Genomic DNA, 19,671 nt, shown 5'->3' on the forward strand with positions numbered 1-19,671 from the left:
GGCCCCTAAACCACCGCCATGAAACTAACCCCAGATTCGAAAACAGATACACCACTACCCAGGACTTGACCTTGCCAATGCCCAAATATTTCCGACTTCAACTAGAAAAATCGACCTGAAGCCGAGATGCAGAAGGCATCTTTTAAACCTGGCTAACAACTCAGAACTTGGCAGGGCAGTCTAGCCCGACAATATCGCGCGGACCATCAAAGTCACCGGCCAGGTGGAGACACGAAAAATCCACGACAAACTAATCCAGGATTCTCCTCAACACTGCCGTCCGGTGGCTTCAAGGTTCCCAGCCTGGTTCTCTTACTTAGCTGTCTTCGGGCTTAAGGCGCTTGTGTATAAGCAGTACTTGCACCACAGCGTTTAAAAAATGAGGGTTAAGCGACAAAATGTGTGTCCGGAATCGTTGATTTTCATGCTCTGAACTCCGCGTTTGCGGAAAATATATGCTCCAAAAGCATATATTGGCCCTCTCTTGCGAAAATCCCCGGTGTGGCTGCCATGGTGTGCTACGGAGCGGTGGTTCGGTTGCCCAATGCCAAAGAACCGACCACGCTGCCATTGTGGCGGCGATATGAAACGAAACGGCACCACCAGCAACGGGACGACCCGGTGGCGGTGCAAAATCTGCGGTGCTTCACTGACCAAGCAGCGCAGCGATATCACCAACGCAGCCCTATTTCGTGCGTTCATCCAGCACCTGACCGCCGGGACCAGTCTTGCGGCGATCGCCGGCAACATGAGCTGCTCGACACGTACGCTGCAGCGCAAATTCGATGCCTTTTGGCTGGTTGACGTGCCTGACCCGACCATCGGCCATACAGGCAGGGTCTACGACCAGATCTTCATCGACGGCACCTACACCGCAGGTGGCTGTCTGATCGTGGCGGCAACGCTCGACCACGTCATCGCCTGGCACTGGTGCAAACAAGAAACCACACACGACTACAAGCGCCTGCTCGAGCGCATCGAAGCACCGTTGATCGCTGTGATCGACGGTGGCCGAGGAGCCACAAGCGCAATTAAAACGTGCTGGCCAAACACCAAAATCCAACGCTGCCTCGTGCACGCCCAACGCAGAGTACGCCGCTACACCACCTCACGACCACGCACTGATGCTGGCCGCACCATCTACCGACTCGCGCTGAAACTCACCCGCATCACCACCCTGGACGAGGCTGCACAATGGGGTGCACAACTGCAAGAGTTTCACACGCTCTACAAGGATTGGCTCAACGAAAAGACACAGGTCAAAGACCCGAAAACAGCAAAAGACACACTCGTGTGGACCCATGTCAACGTGCGCAAGGCCTACAACAGTCTCAACCACCTGTGGCGCAATGACCTGCTGTTTGTCTACCTCAAGCCCCCGAAAGGTGTGCTCGAGCCGCACCGGATCAAATCCACCACCAACAGTCTTGAAGGCGGCATCAACGCCCAGCTGAAGCTCCTTGCAAGAACTCATCGCGGCAGACGCGGTGAGCACCAACGCAAAATGCTGGATTGGTGGCTGTATCTGAAAACGGAACTGCCTGGCGATCCAATAGAAATCGCCAGACAGTCCAACTGGGGCCAGAACCAACTCGCCAAAGTTACAACCCTGACCCGAAACGAGAACCAAGCCGACTATGAAACAGGACAACCAGCCCTCTACGACAACGGTATCGATACCGAGTACACACACTCAATCGGCATCCAAAAAGGCCACATCTAACCCCGCGACACGCCGATAGCAGACACACATTTTGTCGCTTAACCCAAAAATGAAGCCCTGAAGAAATATAGACAAAACTCAAATAATCCCGCTTAGTGCTACTAAGCGGGAGCTTTGCTCCTCCAACTGGGCTCGAACCAGTGACCCTTCGATTAACAGTCGAATGCTCTGCCAACTGAGCTATGGAGGAATAAGATCGTCGTTTTGAGAGGTGCTATGCGCTAACCGCTCTGTGCGACGCTTAGTAACTATATTAGTGGGGTGCGTTCAAGGCAAATCGCCAGGTGATCGCCTATTAATCTTCGTTTTAAAGCCTTCGAAATGTCGTGCACGGAAAGCAGAGAAATCTAGCTAATCTAGGGTTATGCCTAGTGAAATTTGCTTCGATCCGTTGCGTTGGGATTCAAAAGCCATCGTGCTGCGGACGAACCTGACGTATCGCAAGTCTGTATCAGGGCGTTTGATGCGGGCGGTCCGGTCGCGCCTGCCGGAGCGACGTCTGGATGTGCATTTTGCTTTAGCAGGCCATTAGAAGTCAGTGGGGATGCACTCGCATTGGCAGCCTCCACTTTGTGCGGAGCGGCGTTTGATCGGATTAAGTTTGCATTTCCGGTTGCATCGGGAACTCAACAAGCAATCGAAGCTTGGACTAAATCGGAGGTTGAGGCTCAATCGCACGTGGGGACTAGCGAACCCTCCCTGAGGGATGTTGGCCAGTCAGAGTTGCGTAACAAGGTGATCCTGAATTTTTCAGGTGGTTTCGATTCACTGGCCTCCCGCTATCTTTTGCCCGCAAACCACCAGCTGGTCTCCCTTGATTTCGGGGGACGGTTTGCGCGGGAACGACAGTTCTTCAAGAAGTTTGACCCATTGGTCATCAAAACGAACATTACAGAGACCCCGCTACGTAAAAACTCCTGGTCCTTTTTGGGCTTGGGAAGTATTTTGGCCGCCGACTCTTTGAATGCGGCCTATTGCTCGTTTGGTGCCATTTTGGAATCGACACGACTGCAACGAAACACTCCCTATGAACGCAATTCCACCTTCCCTCCGTTTGCGGCAGCTGGTCTGAGAAATGCGCCAGTGGCGCAGGGGCTATCGGAAGTCGGAACAGTCAGGGTCTTGGAACACTTCGCGCCAGAACTTATCGCGGAATCTTTTAGTTCTTTGGCGGGGCCGAGAGAGGAAAAACAGGTGCGAAAGTGGGCTCTTGTGGAGGCGTTTCGTACTTTCGAAGGTCTGGACAGAGAGCCATTACCGACGCCGGTTCATCCCGAAGTGCCTCAGTACAAGGTAGGCCAAAGGTTTGTTGTTGACTTAAGTGCGCTCACCGTTGCCTGGCTTGGGCGACCAGACCTTGCAACCTGCATGGTGAGCGGCGCTGAAAACAAGCTACTGCCAGCAGCGCGTGAACTGGACTTGGGATTCATGCTTCGCGCCGATAAGCGCCTTTATCGCAACTATCCAGCTCCGCTCATGGCGCGACTTGAGGAACAACTACGTGCGGCGGGCATTGAACGGTATACACCGAAAGACGAAGAAGCCTGCGAAGACGTTCGTCAGTTTGTTCTCGGTCTTGCTCAAAGCGAGTAAGTAGTCGAGAACTCATCGTCGGCGAAGAACTCCTCCCATTCACCGTTTACAGCGATAGCAAAGTCGATTACGCCTTTGAGGACGTACAGTGGTGGAGAAGCGTGTCCATCGCCCCAATCGCCAACAAGGAATCGTCGACGTTCGGCGGAATCTTCCGTGGCTTGAGCCCAGGGGGCTAGGTGGTGGCTGTTATGGAACTCATCCTTCTCGTTGGTGAGATAAGCGACGTAGTTAGGAAACGACTTCGCGTAAAGGGGCACCAGGTCTGTTGTCGCGAGGGCATTAGAAATATCGTCACTCTTCCAGACTCTTTGTGCGTATTGCTTAACAGCGGCTTCGTGATATTCGGCGATGTTTGTTTGCGGGTTCGATACCACTGCCAAAGAATTAGGGAATTGGTGCGAATAATACAAAGCTGCAAAGCCACCGGCCGAGGAGCCGTAAAAGATTAGGTTCGATGCATCGAGATCCTTTTGCACTTTTTGAAGGATTGCCACTAGCTTTGCTTGGAATTTACAGTCATTATCTCCTGTAAACCAGCCAATTCCGCAGCCGCGTTCGAGCGTGGGATCGGAAACAAACACGATGTTTGCCTCCGATCCTTCAGTAAGGCGCTCGCCAGTAAACAGCGGGAGGGATGTCTGTGAGAGGTCTGCTGCCGCATGAAATACGACCAGAGTAGTAGCGGCATTGCGATCCTGAATATGCAGCTCTAATAGCGTCTGTCCACAATCGATCACATTAATTCCGCTACGGACGGGCTCGTCGAGGAATGCGTCGAAATTTCGATGCAATACGACGTTGGCTGAGTAGCGTGAATAATTCCTTACGAAAGCCATGTCACGAATCTTAGTGCACACCTCTTTGCAGAAGGGCTATGGTTAACAGGGCCTATCTTGACGAGAATTGAGGTAACACAGGCACCATGAACGTTAAGCAGCTGCGTACCGCCTTTTGGCACTTTCGGCACGGTGGCTTAGGCCAACTGAATCGATACCTCGAGCTTGAGGAGCGTAAGCGATTGGAGTCCTCAGAGAACGAGGAGGACCGCGTGGCACTTCAGAATGTTGTGCGCAGCGAGCGTCGGGGACTTGATCCGCTCGCTTTTCCCGAATACACGGTAGATACCCGCCGAGAGAAGCCCTTCGAGGCTGTGACCGTGGGAGTTATTCTTGATGATTTCTCTCATTTGGCGTGGGGAAATGAATTCAGCACCGTAGATTTGCAGCCCCAGAAGTGGCGCGAGCAAGTCGAAACTGGAATCGATCTTTTGCTTGTCGAGTCGGCTTGGCAGGGAAATAGTGGTGCTTGGCGGTATCAAGTTGTCGGCAGCCAAGCTCCCTCGGAGGAGCTTCAAGAACTAGTTGCAGAATGCCGTAGGCGCGCAATCCCGACGGTGTTCTGGAATAAGGAAGATCCTGTTCATTTTGATGACTTTATTGCGTCAGCGAGGCTGTTTGATTTCGTCTTCACCACAGATGCAGACAGCGTAGAAAAATATCGAGAAGAAATTCCAGATTCTTATGTCGATGTTATTCCTTTTGCGGTACAGCCTGCTATTCATAGTCCTATCCGCGACGGTGATCGTACTAAATATGGGCGCGGTTCCGTATGCTTTGCTGGCACCTATTTCCGCGAAAAGTTTCCTGAGCGCGGAGAGGCACAACGGCTTATCCTGAGCGCTGGAGCCGAGGCGTGCGAAAACCTCAATAGCTCCCTGACTATCTACTCCCGCAACGAAGACGTCGATGAGAAATATCAGTTTCCGGCGCCCTTGACGGATTGGGTGGTCGGTGCATTGCCTTATTCCAAGATGCTGTCGGCATATCGCGCTTTCAAGGTATTTTTAAACGTCAATACCGTTACTGACAGTACAACGATGTTTTCGCGTCGTGTTTTAGAGATCGCAGCCTGTGGTGGTCAGGTAATTAGTACTCCCGCGCAGGGCATCGATTCTTTTTTCCCGCATCAGGAAATTACCACCGTCAATGATACACAGCGTGCTGCAGCCGTCATCGAAAGCGCGGTGCGTTCTGACCTGGCTCGTGCTAAGCAAGTTCATCGAGCGCAGCGAGTCATTTGGGATGCACACACATATACGCATCGAGCCGCCAAGATTCTCAAGGCAGTGGGAATTATGGCGGATACTCGTGTAGTTGGTTCTGTTTCTGCAAGTGTCATCATCTCGACTAACCGGCCTGAACGCCTTGCCGGAGCATTAGAGCAAGCGCTTGGGCAAAGCGAGGTGGATTACGAAGTATTGGTACTCACGCATGGTTTCCACGCGGAGGACGTAGTGGACGTAGATGGCTATGGCGCCGTACGCTTCTTTTATGCGCCTGCGACTGAGTCTTTGGGGTCATGTCTAAACCAGCTTGTCTCGCATGCGCACGGCGACATTGTCGCGAAGATGGACGACGATGATATTTACGGGCCGTACTACCTGCACGATCAAATTAACGCACTGCGGTTTTCCGGAGCGGATATCGTTGGCAAACAAGCTGCTTATCTCTACCTCGAGTCGACGAACGAACTTGTCTTGCGCAAGGAGTGGAATGAACACTCCTGGGTAGATCTCGTCCTTGGAGCTACGCTGACCGGATGGAAATCGGTATTTGAAGCTCACCCGTTTGCGGAGTTGGGTAAGGGCGAAGATACGCAGTTCTTGCGGGATATCCAGGAGTCTGGTGGTCGGATTTATTCAGCTGATCGCTTCAATTACATCCAATACCGAGGTAAAGGCGCTCATACTTGGGACATTAACGACGACGCGTTGAAGCGCAGCGGGCGTGTCGTTAGCTACGGCTGTCACGCGGACCACGTGTTGGTGGGAAAGGAATAAAACGTGTTTTTTATCGGCCGCACTCGGTTCAGCCAATGTTTGCCAGAAACTAACTCGTGGCATCTTTCGGCAGGTGAAGACAGCGTTAATGCCTATAAGAAGAAGCTCTATGATCCTGAACGTCTGCGTACGCGTGAGAAACTCTTTACTGAGTTAACTTTGGCATCTCTTAATGATGCTCGTGTCCAAGCTGGGATCGATTTGATTCATGTGGTGTCCTATTCGGAATCGCTACCTGAACGTTTTAAGAAGGGACTGCACGAAGCGGCTGAGCGTTTCCCCTTCGTTTATTTGGATGAGCAGCCTGACGGTAATTGGGGCTGCAGTTTAGATGAGATTGCACAGCAGCATGTGGCTGTAGGGGAGACGTACGGACGCTATCGAATTGATGATGACGACGTCGTGGCCCGAGACTATTTCAATAACGTGGCGCCTTATATCGCTGAGCCATTTGCCGGAATGGTAGTCAGCCTTCCACTCGGAATCGAAGCAATTTATGATTCCGAGGAGATCTCATTTTTACGCTTTTCCCACTGGCCGATGTACTCGCTCGGATTGCTCGACGTTTGCCGTCGCAGCGAAGACGGTCGGTTGATTGAGCCTCGAAGCGGGGCACATAACATGGCGGACCGGCGAGGGCCGGTCATTCTGGATTCGCGTGCTCTGAGTTATGTGCGTTTGAATCACGTCGGGCAAGATAGCGGATTGCGTACCGGCGGAGAACAATCCATGTCGGAAATTATGAACTCTTTGGCCCAGTTGCCGGAGGTTAGCGATTTAGACTTTGTGGAGCAGCAATTCCCGCATGTGGCGGCGATAATGCAGCAAGGAGAAAGGCAGGTCATCCAAGGGGAATCTCGGCGCGTTGTTTTGCCATATAGTCTGGAAATTCCCGTTCCTTTACGCAAAGTTCGATTGGTAGTGGAACATGAATTTTCCGCTCGATCGGCCTCACGGGCTGCTGTCGTGTCCTTAGACTTGCGGGATGAAAATGGAAACGCGATTCCACGTGACCTACGCATTAAAGGCATTGGTAATTCTCGCTGGAAAATCATTGGCCACTATTGCTATCTGGAGTCGGTTCCTGGACTTTCGACCACGAATATTGATTTCTTCTTGCCTGAAGGAGTACGGCTTCACGGGCTGAAATTTCTGCCATTTGGTGCGCATAGCATCCCTTTTAAGGTCCACAGTGTCGCCCTCATCAAAGAAAGATAGAAGAGCGCTCCGTGAGTTTAGGAAAGCTAGTAGACCGTCGTAATCGCGTACTGTCAGTAGCGGCTCTGATATACTCGAGCGAGTTTCGAGTGCCGCAAATATAACAATGGAGCGAGGTGGGAATCATTAAGATCCTAGTTCTCTCCCAGTATTGGTTACCTGAAAATGGTGTACCTCAGCGGCGATGGGCGTGGTTGACTCGAATCTTGCAACGCAATGGTCATGAAGTGGTGGTTGTCTGCCCGCCAGCTCATTATGAGCGTTCAGTTTCCATACGCGAATGGTTGCAATCGGCGCGACCGTGGAACCGCTTTAAACTTGAAAAAGGGCCCAACGAGGAGACGGTTGTTCGAACTGGGTACTTCCCAGTAGGGCGTTCTTTGAGCAGTCGTATCCTCAACCAGGCCGCAGTCGCATTGTCGATGATGGTGTTTCCGGTTCGTATTCCTAAAGAACTAAAACACTATTCTCCTGATTTGGTTATCGGCACAGTGCCAGCTTTGCCTACCTCGGTGGTGACTCGCGCAATTGCGAAGAAGTACCGAAAGCCTTATGTCATCGATCTTCGTGATGCGTGGCCTGCGCTCTTAAATGTCAGCGATGATTGGAATTCAGCCACTGGAGCACCTTCACTGCGAGAACGAATCGCCCGCCACGGATTTTTACAGTCGTTGTCTTGGCTTACCGAACAAGCAATGAACCGTGTGCTGAAGAAGGCTGACGGAATCATCACGACCTCGGAAAGGCTCGAAGAATGGCTCCGCATCGAGCACGAGTCTTCGACGCAGTCGATGACAACGATCCGCAACGTGTTTCCACCACGTACGACTTATAGAAAACGAGGCGTACAAGAAAACACCGAACCTCTGCGGGTCCTTTACGCAGGGACGCTCGGCCGCGCCCAAAAACTCGGCAATGCTCTTGAAGCTGCCCGTTTGGCACAAGATACTGGAGTGCCAGTAAAGCTCAGGTTTGTTGGCGATGGAGCTGCATGGAATGAGTTGCACGATCTAGCCGAGAAGCTCGGCGTGGACGTGGAATTTAGACACCGCGCCGCAGCAGAGGATCTTGAAGAACACTATGAATGGGCGGATACGGCACTTGTTCATCTGGCAGGGTGGGAGCCGCTTACTCGTACCATTCCTTCAAAGACCTATGAGCTTATGAGTATAGGATTGCACATCTCTGCTGCAGTGGAGGGCGAGTGCGCGGACCTAATTGAGGACCTGGACGCCGGCCACGTTGTTACTCCTGAAGCGCCGGAGGAGCTTGCTGAACTGTGGGCTCACTTATCGGCCGAGCGCTCCCTGCTAAATACAAACAGGGCAGGGAAGAACTGGGTAAAAAATGAGCGCGATGAAGTCGTTCCACAACGGCTACTTGACTTTATCGCTGGCATCGCAAGCGAGGACTAATGCGCATTTGCTCAATGAGAGAAACCGAGGTTATTCCTACAGAACAACACGTATGGCTCCTCAAATTCGATGATTCACTCGCAGTCCACTTAGGGGCAATCGGAAGCGAGGTGAGTGTACTTTCTTCCCCAAATGATGTTCCACATTCACCCAAACAGGGAGACCGACTTCTCGTCCTAGGCTCTGGCCCTTCGAGCATTGACGGGCATCCCAATGATGAGGCCACGAAGACGGTCGAAAGATGGCTAAGCGCTACCGGCGTGGATGCGTATTGGCTCTTGCCCGCCGCAGGGCCCACAACTGCTGGCATCTTAAATGCCGCCCTCGCACGAGAAGATACCCTTGTCATTTATGGTGCTTCTCGAGCAGGAGACTGCGTATGGCTCAAACTGGAAAAACACACTACATGCTCTGAAGACTTGGCAGATACACGCGAAGAAATTCTCTCTCAGTCGCTACAGTTGTTCCACTCTCCTTTCAGAGAGCAGCAAACTAGTGCCTGCCAGGGCAGGGGCACTGCGAACCAAGCAGATGCGCTCCCGAGCATTAGAAGTCAGCTCATCTTGAAGATTGCCCCTCTGGCCAAGCCACTCAAGCAACGTCTGCCAAAGCAGGTCGTGGTTACGCTGTACAAGATTCTGGAGAAAATTCGATGACCCGTACACCAGGGATCAGTCTGATTCTTCCTTCCTATAATAATTCCGAAACCCTTGCTCGGAGCCTCGAATCCGTTGCGGCGCAGACCTTGTCTGATTCACTCATTGAGCTTATCGTCGTGCTAAATGGCGCAGCCGATCGTTCGCGCACCATCGTGGAGAGCTTTCGGGCAGCGCATCCTGAAATTGAAGTTGTGTGCGTAGTTTCCAAGCGCAATGGGGCGGGTCGGGCCCGCAACCTCGGTCTGACACTCGCGTCCCGTACATATGTAACTTTCCTCGACGATGATGATGCGCTGGAGTCGCAGTATTTAGAGCGAGCTTGGTCTGCGTGTGGACCTGCGGCCATTGCGGTTGTAGGAATTCAAGACGTCGATTCGGACGGTACCGCTCTTGCTTCAAATTCTTTGGATGCTCGAATCATGGGGCTGCGAGGAAAGACTGTCTCTCTACACGCTGCTCCGTGGTTGCTGGGGTTTAATGCTTCGAAAGTGTTTCCCATCGAGGTTGCCACTCGTTTGCGTTTTGCAGAAGATCTTCGGTCAGGGGAAGATGTCGTCTTCTTTTCCCAGTTCCTTGACTTTCCTGCACTCGCATTCCGGATTCCTTCGGACCTTAACGGTGCTCGCTATCTCCGCACGATGACTCCGAATTCGGTGTCTCGTCAAAAAATCGACTTTGACTTTGCGGTGCGGCAAAGGCTCGAATGTATTTCTAGGATTCGTCCGGCGGCCCGTCCTTATGACCAAGCTCCCACGACTATAGCGCGCAATGCGCTTGTCGACGCCCAGTTTTCGTTTGTCCGAGACTATCTGACGCGCTTTCCGGAGCACACTGGCGATGCGATCAAGCTGGCGACTGAGCTTGGAGTATCTGGACTGCCTTGGGCTGGGTTGCGCGCGGAAGCTGCGTCCCGTGTCGTGTTCTCTTATTGTTTCCCCCCGTTTGCAGATACCGCCGGCAACGTTGCTTCAAAACGAATTCGTGAGCAAGGCGAGCTCGTTGATGTCTTCTCTGCCAACATGTCCAAGGTAAGAAGCATTGACTCCAGCTCGTTGTTGATGGTGGAGCAATTCGTTGGGCATCGCGAAGTCCTAGACGTCACGCCGTCGTTTAGCAATTGGTTTTTGATTTGCTCGTTCGCCACTCACGCAGCTCGTCGTGCTTCTAAGCTTTCGCGAAAGCAGGGTGGCTATCAATCAATGTATTCCCGGTCGATGTGGTCGGGCTCCCATGTCGCAGGCGTTTTGTTTAAACTTAGGCATCCGTCCGTTACTTGGGAAGCAGAGTTTTCAGATCCCATGCGCCTTGACGCGCAAGGGCAGCAGCGCAAGGGAAAGATCTCTCCGCATCCCGTAACCATGAGGTTGCGACGACTGGTCTCACGCGCTGGAATTGATATGCAATCGCTAGATTCGCATTTTGCTTTGACTGAAGCTGCAACGTTCATCGCTGCCGATACCTTGGTCTTCACCAATGAAATACAGCGAGAACTGATGTTGGCACCGTATCCACAACACCTGAGAGAGCAATTCCTCTCTAAGTCGACGGTCTTGGCTCAATCGCAGCCCGATTTCGGCTTGTACGAACTTGTGCAGTCGGAATATAAGGTGGAGGAGCACCGCGTACATGTGGGATACTTCGGATCCTTCTATGAAAATCGCGGTGTTGGTGACGTTGTGAAGGCGATCGCGGCTCTACCTGAAGACCTCCGTCAGGTTGTTCGTCTGCATATCTTTTGTCCAAATCCAGAGAAAGCGCAGGCACAGCTCTGGGCATTAGGGGCACCAGAGCAAGTAATAGTCAATGCGGCTTTGCCGTACTTGGAATTCCTAAACCTTGCACAGAAATTCGACGCTCTACTTGTTAACGACACTGATGTATCAGGCACTGATTTTGCGGTAAATCCGTTCTTGCCTTCGAAGTTTGCAGATTATTCGGGCGCGGGAGCTCCAATTTGGGGAATTCTTACTAAGGACTCGCCGCTTTCGAAGCAACGGATGCGTTATCGCTCAGGAGCCGATGACTTTTCTTCGGTCGTTAGTGCGCTGCGAACAATCATCGAAACGGGGATGGATCAATAATGCTTGCGGTTAGGCCTAAGCTAACGCTTCGCGGGTATCATCTTAAGAGTTCTATCAAGTGCGAGCACGGATCGTGCATAGTCGACCCCTACAACGAACGAAAGGATCGGTGACGAATGAAGCACAACCTATCCAATTCGCAGCGTTCGCGTCAGGCCGAAACCCAGCAGCGGATTAAAGAGATCGAAAGTCACGACGGTCCAGTAATTATCGTTGAAAAGGGGCGACTGACACCGCTTCAGACGCGTCCATCGCTGAAAGACTATGTGCTCCAGCTATGGGAGCGCCGACATTTTATCTGGGCAGATGCTCGTTCAAAGGCGCTTCGTACGACGCGTGATTATCGTTTGTGGAAGCTCTGGCTAGTTATCAACCCATTGCTTAACGTTGTCTTTTACGGCTTTTTGTTTGGTGTTCTCTTCAAGACATCACGCGGTGTGCCTAACTTTGTTGGTTACTTGTTCATTGGCACTACTTTTATGCCAATGATGTCGGGCCTGCTGTCTCAAGGCACAAGTTTGCTTCCCTCAAATCGGGCTATGATCCGTGCATTCAACTTTCCAACAGCTTCGTTGGCGTTTTCGCAAACGCTTCGTTCAGCAATCGATAACCTGATTCCTGCTGCTGTTTCGATTGTCGTCGCATTGCTACTCCAATGGCATACGGTGCCTTCTTGGAAAGTGGTTTTCGTTGTTCCGTTGTTCATAATGATCCACATTTTCGGTTGTGGGTTATTAATGATAGCGGCCCGCGTGGGCGCACAAATTCCTGATGTTAAAGCAGTAGTGCCATTGGTTACGCAGGCTTGGTTCTTCTTGTCAGGCGTCATGTTTACGCTTGACCGTTTTGATCATACGCCTACGGTGAAGCAGATCATGAGTCACAATCCGGCGTATGAGTTCCTAAGCGCAGTACGTAACGTCGCTATCTACGACACCATTCCGTCCCTTAGCGAGTGGGGTTCGCTGTGCGCCTGGACCTTTGGACTATTTGCAGTTGGGTTCCTGTTCTTCTGGCAGGCCGAAGACCGATACGTCCGATTGACCTAGGAAGGCACCTCGTGGATATCAGTTACATTGAAGACGCCAACGTAGTTGTTAATCGGGTAAGCAAGCGATACGTGATTTCGCAATCGCGTTCGGATGATGCCTCTGTGGTGCGTACACGCAAACAAGACCAAGTTGTCGATGCTCTGGTCGATGCTTCCTTGGTGGTAAAACCGGGCGAATCTGTTGGCATTATTGGCCTAAACGGTTCGGGTAAATCTACGCTCCTTTCAATCATCGCGGGTGGCCAAGCCCCGACTTCAGGGCAGGTGCTTACTTCGTCTACACCAACGCTGATGGGTGTGGCTCCTGCACTGCAGGGTGGCCTTACCGGTGCACAGAACATTTACGTGGGGTGTTTGGCTCTGGGAATGACACCTGAGGAAGCTAAAGCGCAGATTCCACTTATTGCTGAATGGACGGAGCTCGGGGACGCAATTAATCGTCCAAAGTCAACCTATTCGTCGGGTATGGGTGCGCGCCTTGCTTTTGCAATTTCTACGGCGATTAAGCCTGAGATTCTTCTCATCGACGAAGCACTTTCAACCGGCGATGCCGCCTTCGCAGCAAAAGCTTCGGCTCGTATGAGCGAATTGCTTGATCGCGCTGGCAACCTCTTCTTGGTCTCACACTCGATTTCAGATGTGGAAAAGAACTGCAAGCGATGTATATGGATAAATAAAGGCCACATCATCGCGGATGGTCCGACCGACGTCGTCGCGCCGAAGTATCACGAATGGGCTCGGTTGATGGGCAAACCTGACAAACAACCAGGTTTTGACTATTTAGAAGAAGTTATTGCTGCTTATGATCCACCCCGAGTGCTTCTTGAGCAAACTAGAGCACCGAACCAAACCGCGCGAGCTGTGCAACCTACTAAATTGAATCAAAGGAAACGGTCGCCAAAACATCGCAGGGATAAACGATTTTACAGGGGCGGGAGACACCGCTAACAGTTGCAAGGACAATGTGTAGCGAAGAGACTAAGGCTTATGAAATACGGTTCTTCACGCCGTGTTGCTATTGCAATGGCACAGGAAATTAAGCTACTCGGATTAAGTCTCGCCTTCCGGCTTTTCAAGGATACTAGCCAAACTTTCTTCGATGGATATTGCGTTTACAAATGAGCGAACACAGGTAGCTTGTAGTAAACTTCAAATCATTCGTGCTAAACGTAATGCTCCTTTAACTCGGAATAAACCATCTAAATACTGCCGAGGCCTCTGAGGATTACATCTGAATTGGCAGAAATGCTTCCGGTGAAAACGGTAAACTGGTTTGGATGGTTTCTCTTCTATGAAAAACGTTGCGCTGACTATCTGCGAAAATATAGGCGAAAGGCGACACTATCGTTGGGATAGGGCGTAAAGAGGTCGAAATGAAAACAATGCTCTTAAAGCAACAGTTCCAAATGCTTATTGCGGTGTCCTTGGCACTAGGGAGTGCTACGGCAACAGTAGGGTATTTGCTTACCGGTACACACTGGCTGCTACTACTTTGCGTAATTCTGTATTCAGCAACGGTGCTTGGGATTTTTCTTGTTGCGATCCGCGGAATGAACGCATCTATTAAAGCGGTACACACTGCATCGAGAAGCGAGGCTGTCCTTTTGGAACAAAATAGCCAAATTTCCGATTCTGCTCGTAAAATCAAGCTTCTGAATCCTGTTATCAGAAATACTGCAGGCTCCGTCGGAAAAATGGCGCCTAATGTACGCAAGTTGGTTGAAAGCGGTAAAGTCGTTCAGCTGGCTGCTTCGTCGCAGGCGCGGGAGGTTGAAAATCCTCCGCAAAAGGTGAAGTTTCCACCGATCCCTGAGCCCGCTGACAAGTCAGACAGATTCCCCAAAACCGTAATGGTAATCGCCGACGATTTTACTGCCAATGCTTTTTCTTTTGAGTGGAATCAGATTCAGCCGACCAAAGAAAACTGGTTGAAACAATTAGACGAAAATGACGTTGATCTTCTCTTTGTTGAAAGCGCTTGGGAAGGAAATTCCGGGGAGTGGCGCTACCAGCTCACAGGTTCTCTGGCGCCGCGACCAGAGATTCAAGAGCTAGTAGCAGAATGTAAGAAGCGTGGTATTCCAACAGCTTTTTGGAATAAGGAAGATCCGCCACACTTCGAAGACTTCCTGCGTTCTGCAGCATTATTTGACTACATATTTACTACGGACGTCAACAAAGTCGATGACTACAAGAGAGCTCTCGGGCACAACCGAATTAAAGTGCTTCCGTTTGCAGCACAACCCAAGATCCATAACCCAGCGCACGTGAAAGGCGTGGAGCGTTCGAGGGACGTAGTTTTCGGTGGTATGTACTTTAGGCATAAGTACCCTGAACGTCGCGCCCAAATGGATTTCTTGCTCCCAGCAGCATCCAAATTTGGACTTGATATTTTCTCTCGACAACTGGGGACAGATCCCAACTACCAATTTCCATCGCCTTATGATAGTCACGTGAGGGGATCACTTCCGTATCCTTCAATGCTTACGGCATATCACGCGTACAAAACCGTGCTGAATGTTAATTCGGTAGTCGGGTCACCCAGCATGTGCGCTCGCCGAATTTTGGAAGCCACTGCCTGTGGTGCTGCAGTCGTCACGCCTTATACTCCGGCAATTGAGATGTTCTACCCGAATAAACAAATTACCGTTGTCCGCGATGAACAAGAGGCGTATCAGAAGCTCAGGATTTTGATTCGTTCTAAAGATTTTCGCGAAAGAAAAGTACATCTGGCGCAACGAAATACGTGGAAGAATCATACGTATCGTACACGTGCTGTCGAAATCCTTAATACTTGTGGAATCGAAGTCAGCGAAGTTCCAGAGCGAATTTCTGTGATCAGTCCTACTATCCGCCCTGAGAATGTAGACAATATTTTCCAAAATTTTGCACGGCAGTCTTTCCGCGATAAGGAACTATTGGTTGCTTGCCATGGATTCGCTTTATCAGAGACTGAGCTGCAAAACCTTAAGCAAAAATACGAAATCGAGGGCGTTGTTGTACTGTCGGCCCCTGCAGAGGCTACTCTTGCTGACAATCTAAACGCTATGATCAACGCTGCCACGGGCGATGTCATCGCTCGCATGGATGATGATGATTGGTATGGCGAATATTATCTCGAGGACATGTATAACAGCCTTCAGTTTTCCCAGGCTGATGTGGTCGGAAAAGCAGCGTCATATATCTATTTCCAGGGCAGCGACATGACCGTTTTGACAATGCCAAATATGGAACATAAGTATTCACAATTCGTTCGTGGCGCGACAATTATGGCGCGTAAAGAAACATTTGTCGACACCCCATTCCCGAACGGTAAACGAGGGGAAGATAGTGACTTTTTGACTGCGATTCTCGAGAAGGGCGGAAGAATATATAGCACAGATCGATTCAACTTTTCTGTAACCAGGTTGGCCGAGAAAGAAAGCCATACTTGGGCGGCTTCCGATGATTTGCTCTTTGGTACAGGCGAAATGAAGTATATCGGTCAAGCGCTTGACCAAATTTCTGTGTAGGTTCGTAAAAGGTAAAGAATGAAAACGCTTTTTATTGGTCAGACTAGGTTCTCGCTTTACATTCCAAATTCAATGAGTTGGAATTTGGCTCGTTCAAAGTCCGAGGACGAGTATATGAAGGCTCTTTATGCTGACGAGCGATTAGGGCCGAGAATGGACATTTTTGAGAACTTGTCGGTTCCACAGCTTGCTTTAGCTGCTGAAGACCATCATGTGGTGCATTTTGTTCAGTATTCAAGCTCCCTACCAGAAAAGTATCAGACCCACCTCAGAGCTCTAGCCGAGAAGTATGATTTCTTGGAGCTTTACGTAAACGATTCTCAAGTTCAACATTCTGAACTTATTAATCGAGCGGCTAAAGAGCGCCTAGAAAACGAACGCGGCTTGGTTTCTTTTGCCTGGTATCGTCTCGATGATGATGACATTCTCGGTAAAGACTTCTTCAAAATGGCTGAGCCGTATGTCACCCCTGAACACGCTGGTTATGTATTGTCTTTCGGTCGGGGATATACCACGGTGTATATGGACGGTTCGTTGTGGGACCTGCGTGAACTGTACCGGCCAAAAACCTCAGTCGGTCAAATGTATATTTGTAGTTTCGATTCTGAATCCGGTCGATTTATCGAGCCGCCGCGTCAAGATCATGCCCAAATCGACAAGTGGGCGCCGACGATTTTGGACAGTCGATCGACGAACTTCATTACGATGTTGCACCCGAACCAAGACGGACATCAACGAGGTGGCTATGCCGAGGCAATCGGACGTATTTTTCGTGAGCAGCAACAACTTCCATTAGCTTCAAGCACTGGTGCATTCTCTGACGCGTTTCCCGTAATTGCGCGCTCCCTTCAGAAAGAAGAGGACGTCGTGTTTGATGCTCGAGGAATGAGTGAAACTCAAGCTACGCAACTTGGGACCGAAATTACTGAACTCGAGTTCCGCGGAGGCAGGGAGTTCAAAGAAGTTGAGTTTGCTATCCGGTTGCCAAACGCGGTTCCTGGCGAGCGCGTATTCATGGGCCTGCGCTTTGACGAAGGCATCCCGGGAGATTTCGACGAAAGCAAGTCTCGCTGGAAGAAATATGGCAAAGACATTTTGGTTATCGGATTCCCCGTTGAGGCATTGGTTCAACAGCGCGTGGTGGTTGAACCGGAATTGACTCAAAGAGAACCAAAATTGATTTTCTGGCACTCGAAAGGACTTGCTAACGAAACTGTTTTTCTCGAGTTCGTTAAGACACGAGGAGCTAGTCTAAGTGCTGATTAGTATAAACAACCTAGCTCGTCAGAAGTTTGCTTCGAAACAGACGTATGATTTTACTGTTGCCTTTGAATCTGGGCTTGAAGTCGATCTGCGTTTAGTATGTGGTTTGTTTGATCGTGAGCTTCCTCTGTTTGTCCATTTGAACGGTGCGGTCGATCGCACACGTTCTGCGTTACCCATTTTTCAGCGTTCTTCGTGGGCAGAGGAACTTGGTTATCATTCATTGTTTATTTGCGATCCAACATTGCGCTTCAGCGACGTAGTGGGCCTTGGTTGGGGTATTGGTTGTGTTGAGCAGCACGGAATTCAAGCTATGTTGCAATGTGTTGACGCGATTCGCGCCGGACTTAATGCAGCAGAGGCTTTGATTGGGGATAAGACACTCTATTTCGGAAGCTCGGCTGGAGGTTTCCAGTCAATCCTTCTGGCTACCAAGGATAGGAATTCTGCAGCTTTAGCTATTAATCCTCAGATCCGAATTACTGATTTTTTTGAACGCGCAGTTGAGAATGCATTATGGGCCGGACTAGGCACTGCGAGCGTTGAAGAAGCTCTGGAGAAATATCCGGAGAGGCTCGACGCGTTAGTGATGATGAGTTTAGAGCAACGGACTCCCGAGTGTTACGTGCTTATGAATGCATCATCTCGTCAGGATATGTTCAGGGATTTTAATCATCTGACCGCATGTGTGAAGGGCAGCCTAGAGTTCGAGAATCCGTTCGAGATTTGGCTATATTCAGACTCGAAACTCGGTCATAACCCTCCTACCAGGGAAGAGACGCTGAGATATATCCGTAAGTTCGTAAACGCTGCTTCCGTCTAGACGGGGTTTAACGGCATATGTTTAGGGCTAATTGACAACCAATTAGCCCTAAACATATGCCTACTTTTCTTCAATACAGAAGATACGTTAACTAATCACGGTCAGCTATCGCCACAGGCCTTTTGTATCGACTACCTTCTTGCCTTCGAACTGGTTAATGGTAAGTGCCTTGAACTCCTTGTGATCGACGAGCAGGGCGAAGACGTCGGCCTGCTCGAGAGCGTCGGTGTAACTGACCAATTCGACGTTATCGAAGCCCTTGAGTCGCTTTGGAAGCTCGGAGACGTTCGGCTCAACAGCAAGAATCTGCTTATCCTTAAGCTCCTCTGCGAGATCGACGGCGATGTTAAGAGCCGGGGACTCGCGCAGGTCGTCGATATCTGCCTTGAAGGCCAGGCCGAAGACCGCAATATTGGAAGCGTTGGATTCTTCCACTGCCTTCTTGACCTTGTCGATAACCCATGCAGGCTTGCCGTCATTTACCTTGCGTGCGGTGTGGATCAGCTTCGAGTTCTCGGGGTCTGCCGCGACAATGAACCACGGATCGACGGCGATGCAGTGGCCACCGACACCCGGGCCAGGCTGCAAGATGTTCACGCGTGGGTGGTGGTTGGCGAGGTTGATGAGCTCCCATACGTCGATGCCGAGCTTGTCGCAGATGAGCGAAAGCTCGTTCGCAAAAGCGATATTGACATCGCGGAAGGAGTTCTCGGTGAGCTTTGCCATTTCTGCAGTTACGTCGTTGGTAGCAAGTAGCTCGCCCTTGCAGAAGGTGGCGTAGATTTCGGTTGCACGGCGAGTAGCCTCAGCGGTTTGGCCGCCGATGATTCGGTCATTGGTACGCAGCTCTTCCATTGCATAGCCCGGAAGAATGCGCTCAGGACAGTGCGCGAAATAGATAACCGGCTTGGTGTCTGGGTTCTCAGAACCATCTGCAACGAGGTCAGGTCGGCACTCCAAGATGCGCTGTGCCATCTTTGCAGTGGTTTGCGGAGGAGAGGTGGACTCGAGCACGATAAGTTCATCACCGACCAGCTGAGGGGCGATCGCTTCTGCGGCCGAATAGATGTACTTCATATCGACGTCATAGTTGTCGGTGAAGGGGGTAGGAACCGCAATGATGTAGACGTCAGAGTGAACCTGTTCCGTGGTGGCGCGGAAGCGGCCAGACTCGAGCGCTGCAGTGAGTTCTTCCTGCAAGCCTGGCTCGACGATTGTGACTTCACCGCGATTGATCTTTTCTACATTCACCGCATTGACATCAACGCCGACCACGTTCACCCCAGAGTTGGCCATGACGACTGCGGTGGGCAATCCGATATAGCCAAGGCCGACGAACGCCACATTAAGACTGGACATCAATACTCTCCTAAGGGGGACTGGTTGGGTTGAAACTAAATATGATTGTACGAGGTTTGAGGGATTCGGGATCTAGTTTGCAATGAAAGTAGCGGGAATAAATTATTCTTACCAATTGTTCAGTGGGTCACA

General features: G+C 50.8%; 12 protein-coding genes, 1 tRNA gene and 1 pseudogene. 11 read left to right on the plus strand and 3 right to left on the minus strand.

Translation table 11 applies throughout. The features are described 5' to 3' along the window. Nucleotides 1–544 precede the first annotated feature (544 nt). On the plus strand, nucleotides 545–1,723 hold the full coding sequence (locus LG376_RS06955) for an IS256-like element ISCre1 family transposase (protein WP_013887464.1): 1,179 nt from the start codon (nucleotides 545–547) through the stop codon (nucleotides 1,721–1,723). A 117-nt stretch (nucleotides 1,724–1,840) separates the two neighbouring features. Here LG376_RS06955 and LG376_RS06960 read toward each other — a convergent pair. Continuing rightward, nucleotides 1,841–1,913: transfer RNA gene (locus tag LG376_RS06960), tRNA-Asn, on the minus strand. Between the two features lie 365 nt (nucleotides 1,914–2,278). On the opposite strand from LG376_RS06960, the gene LG376_RS06965 reads away from it, so the two are divergent. Next, nucleotides 2,279–3,316, plus strand: a complete 1,038-nt coding sequence (locus tag LG376_RS06965) for a hypothetical protein (protein WP_225746619.1) — start codon at nucleotides 2,279–2,281, stop codon at nucleotides 3,314–3,316. Here the strand turns inward: LG376_RS06965 and LG376_RS06970 are convergent. Beyond that, nucleotides 3,304–4,155 (minus strand): hypothetical protein, encoded by an 852-nt coding sequence (locus LG376_RS06970; protein WP_225746620.1) that lies wholly within the window; start codon nucleotides 4,153–4,155, stop codon nucleotides 3,304–3,306. The two genes, LG376_RS06965 and LG376_RS06970, sit on opposite strands and share 13 nt — an antisense overlap. Nucleotides 4,156–4,367: 212 nt before the next feature. On the opposite strand from LG376_RS06970, the gene LG376_RS06975 reads away from it, so the two are divergent. The 9 genes and pseudogenes from LG376_RS06975 to LG376_RS07015 all read left to right on the plus strand — a co-directional run bounded on the left by LG376_RS06975 (nucleotide 4,368) and on the right by LG376_RS07015 (nucleotide 18,180). Beyond that, nucleotides 4,368–6,158 carry a glycosyltransferase gene (locus LG376_RS06975; protein WP_225746621.1) on the plus strand — a complete coding sequence of 597 codons (1,791 nt, stop codon included), beginning with the start codon at nucleotides 4,368–4,370 and terminating at the stop codon, nucleotides 6,156–6,158. Between the two features lie 3 nt (nucleotides 6,159–6,161). After that, the gene (locus LG376_RS06980) at nucleotides 6,162–7,376 is read left to right on the plus strand and encodes a glycosyltransferase (RefSeq protein ID WP_225746622.1); all 1,215 of its coding nucleotides are present in this window, start codon (nucleotides 6,162–6,164) and stop codon (nucleotides 7,374–7,376) included. Between the two features lie 116 nt (nucleotides 7,377–7,492). After that, the gene (locus tag LG376_RS06985; RefSeq protein ID WP_225746623.1) at nucleotides 7,493–8,791 is read left to right on the plus strand and encodes a glycosyltransferase family 4 protein; all 1,299 of its coding nucleotides are present in this window, start codon (nucleotides 7,493–7,495) and stop codon (nucleotides 8,789–8,791) included. A 652-nt stretch (nucleotides 8,792–9,443) separates the two neighbouring features. Next, entirely contained in the window at nucleotides 9,444–11,531 is a 2,088-nt protein-coding gene (locus LG376_RS06990; RefSeq protein ID WP_225746624.1) for a glycosyltransferase, read from the plus strand. Nucleotides 11,532–11,647: 116 nt separating this feature from the next. Then, complete coding sequence (locus tag LG376_RS06995; protein WP_225746625.1) at nucleotides 11,648–12,580, plus strand: ABC transporter permease; 933 nt, start codon at nucleotides 11,648–11,650, stop codon at nucleotides 12,578–12,580. Between the two features lie 164 nt (nucleotides 12,581–12,744). Then, nucleotides 12,745–13,530: pseudogene (locus LG376_RS07000) on the plus strand (ABC transporter ATP-binding protein); the annotation flags it as partial. 425 nt (nucleotides 13,531–13,955) lie between these two features. Then, on the plus strand, nucleotides 13,956–16,094 hold the full coding sequence (locus tag LG376_RS07005; RefSeq protein ID WP_225746627.1) for a glycosyltransferase: 2,139 nt from the start codon (nucleotides 13,956–13,958) through the stop codon (nucleotides 16,092–16,094). 18 nt (nucleotides 16,095–16,112) lie between these two features. Beyond that, on the plus strand, nucleotides 16,113–17,360 hold the full coding sequence (locus LG376_RS07010; protein WP_225746628.1) for a glycosyltransferase: 1,248 nt from the start codon (nucleotides 16,113–16,115) through the stop codon (nucleotides 17,358–17,360). Continuing rightward, on the plus strand, nucleotides 17,350–18,180 hold the full coding sequence (locus LG376_RS07015; RefSeq protein WP_225746629.1) for a hypothetical protein: 831 nt from the start codon (nucleotides 17,350–17,352) through the stop codon (nucleotides 18,178–18,180). The genes LG376_RS07010 and LG376_RS07015 overlap by 11 nt, the downstream gene beginning before the upstream one ends. A 105-nt stretch (nucleotides 18,181–18,285) precedes the next feature. Here LG376_RS07015 and wecC read toward each other — a convergent pair whose 3' ends face one another. After that, nucleotides 18,286–19,539 carry a UDP-N-acetyl-D-mannosamine dehydrogenase gene (gene wecC / locus LG376_RS07020; RefSeq protein WP_225746630.1) on the minus strand — a complete coding sequence of 418 codons (1,254 nt, stop codon included), beginning with the start codon at nucleotides 19,537–19,539 and terminating at the stop codon, nucleotides 18,286–18,288. Nucleotides 19,540–19,671 lie beyond the last annotated feature (132 nt).

The sequence above is a fragment of the Corynebacterium sp. Marseille-P4611 genome, assembly GCF_916618765.1.
Taxonomy (GTDB): Bacteria; Actinomycetota; Actinomycetes; order Mycobacteriales; family Mycobacteriaceae; genus Corynebacterium; species Corynebacterium marquesiae.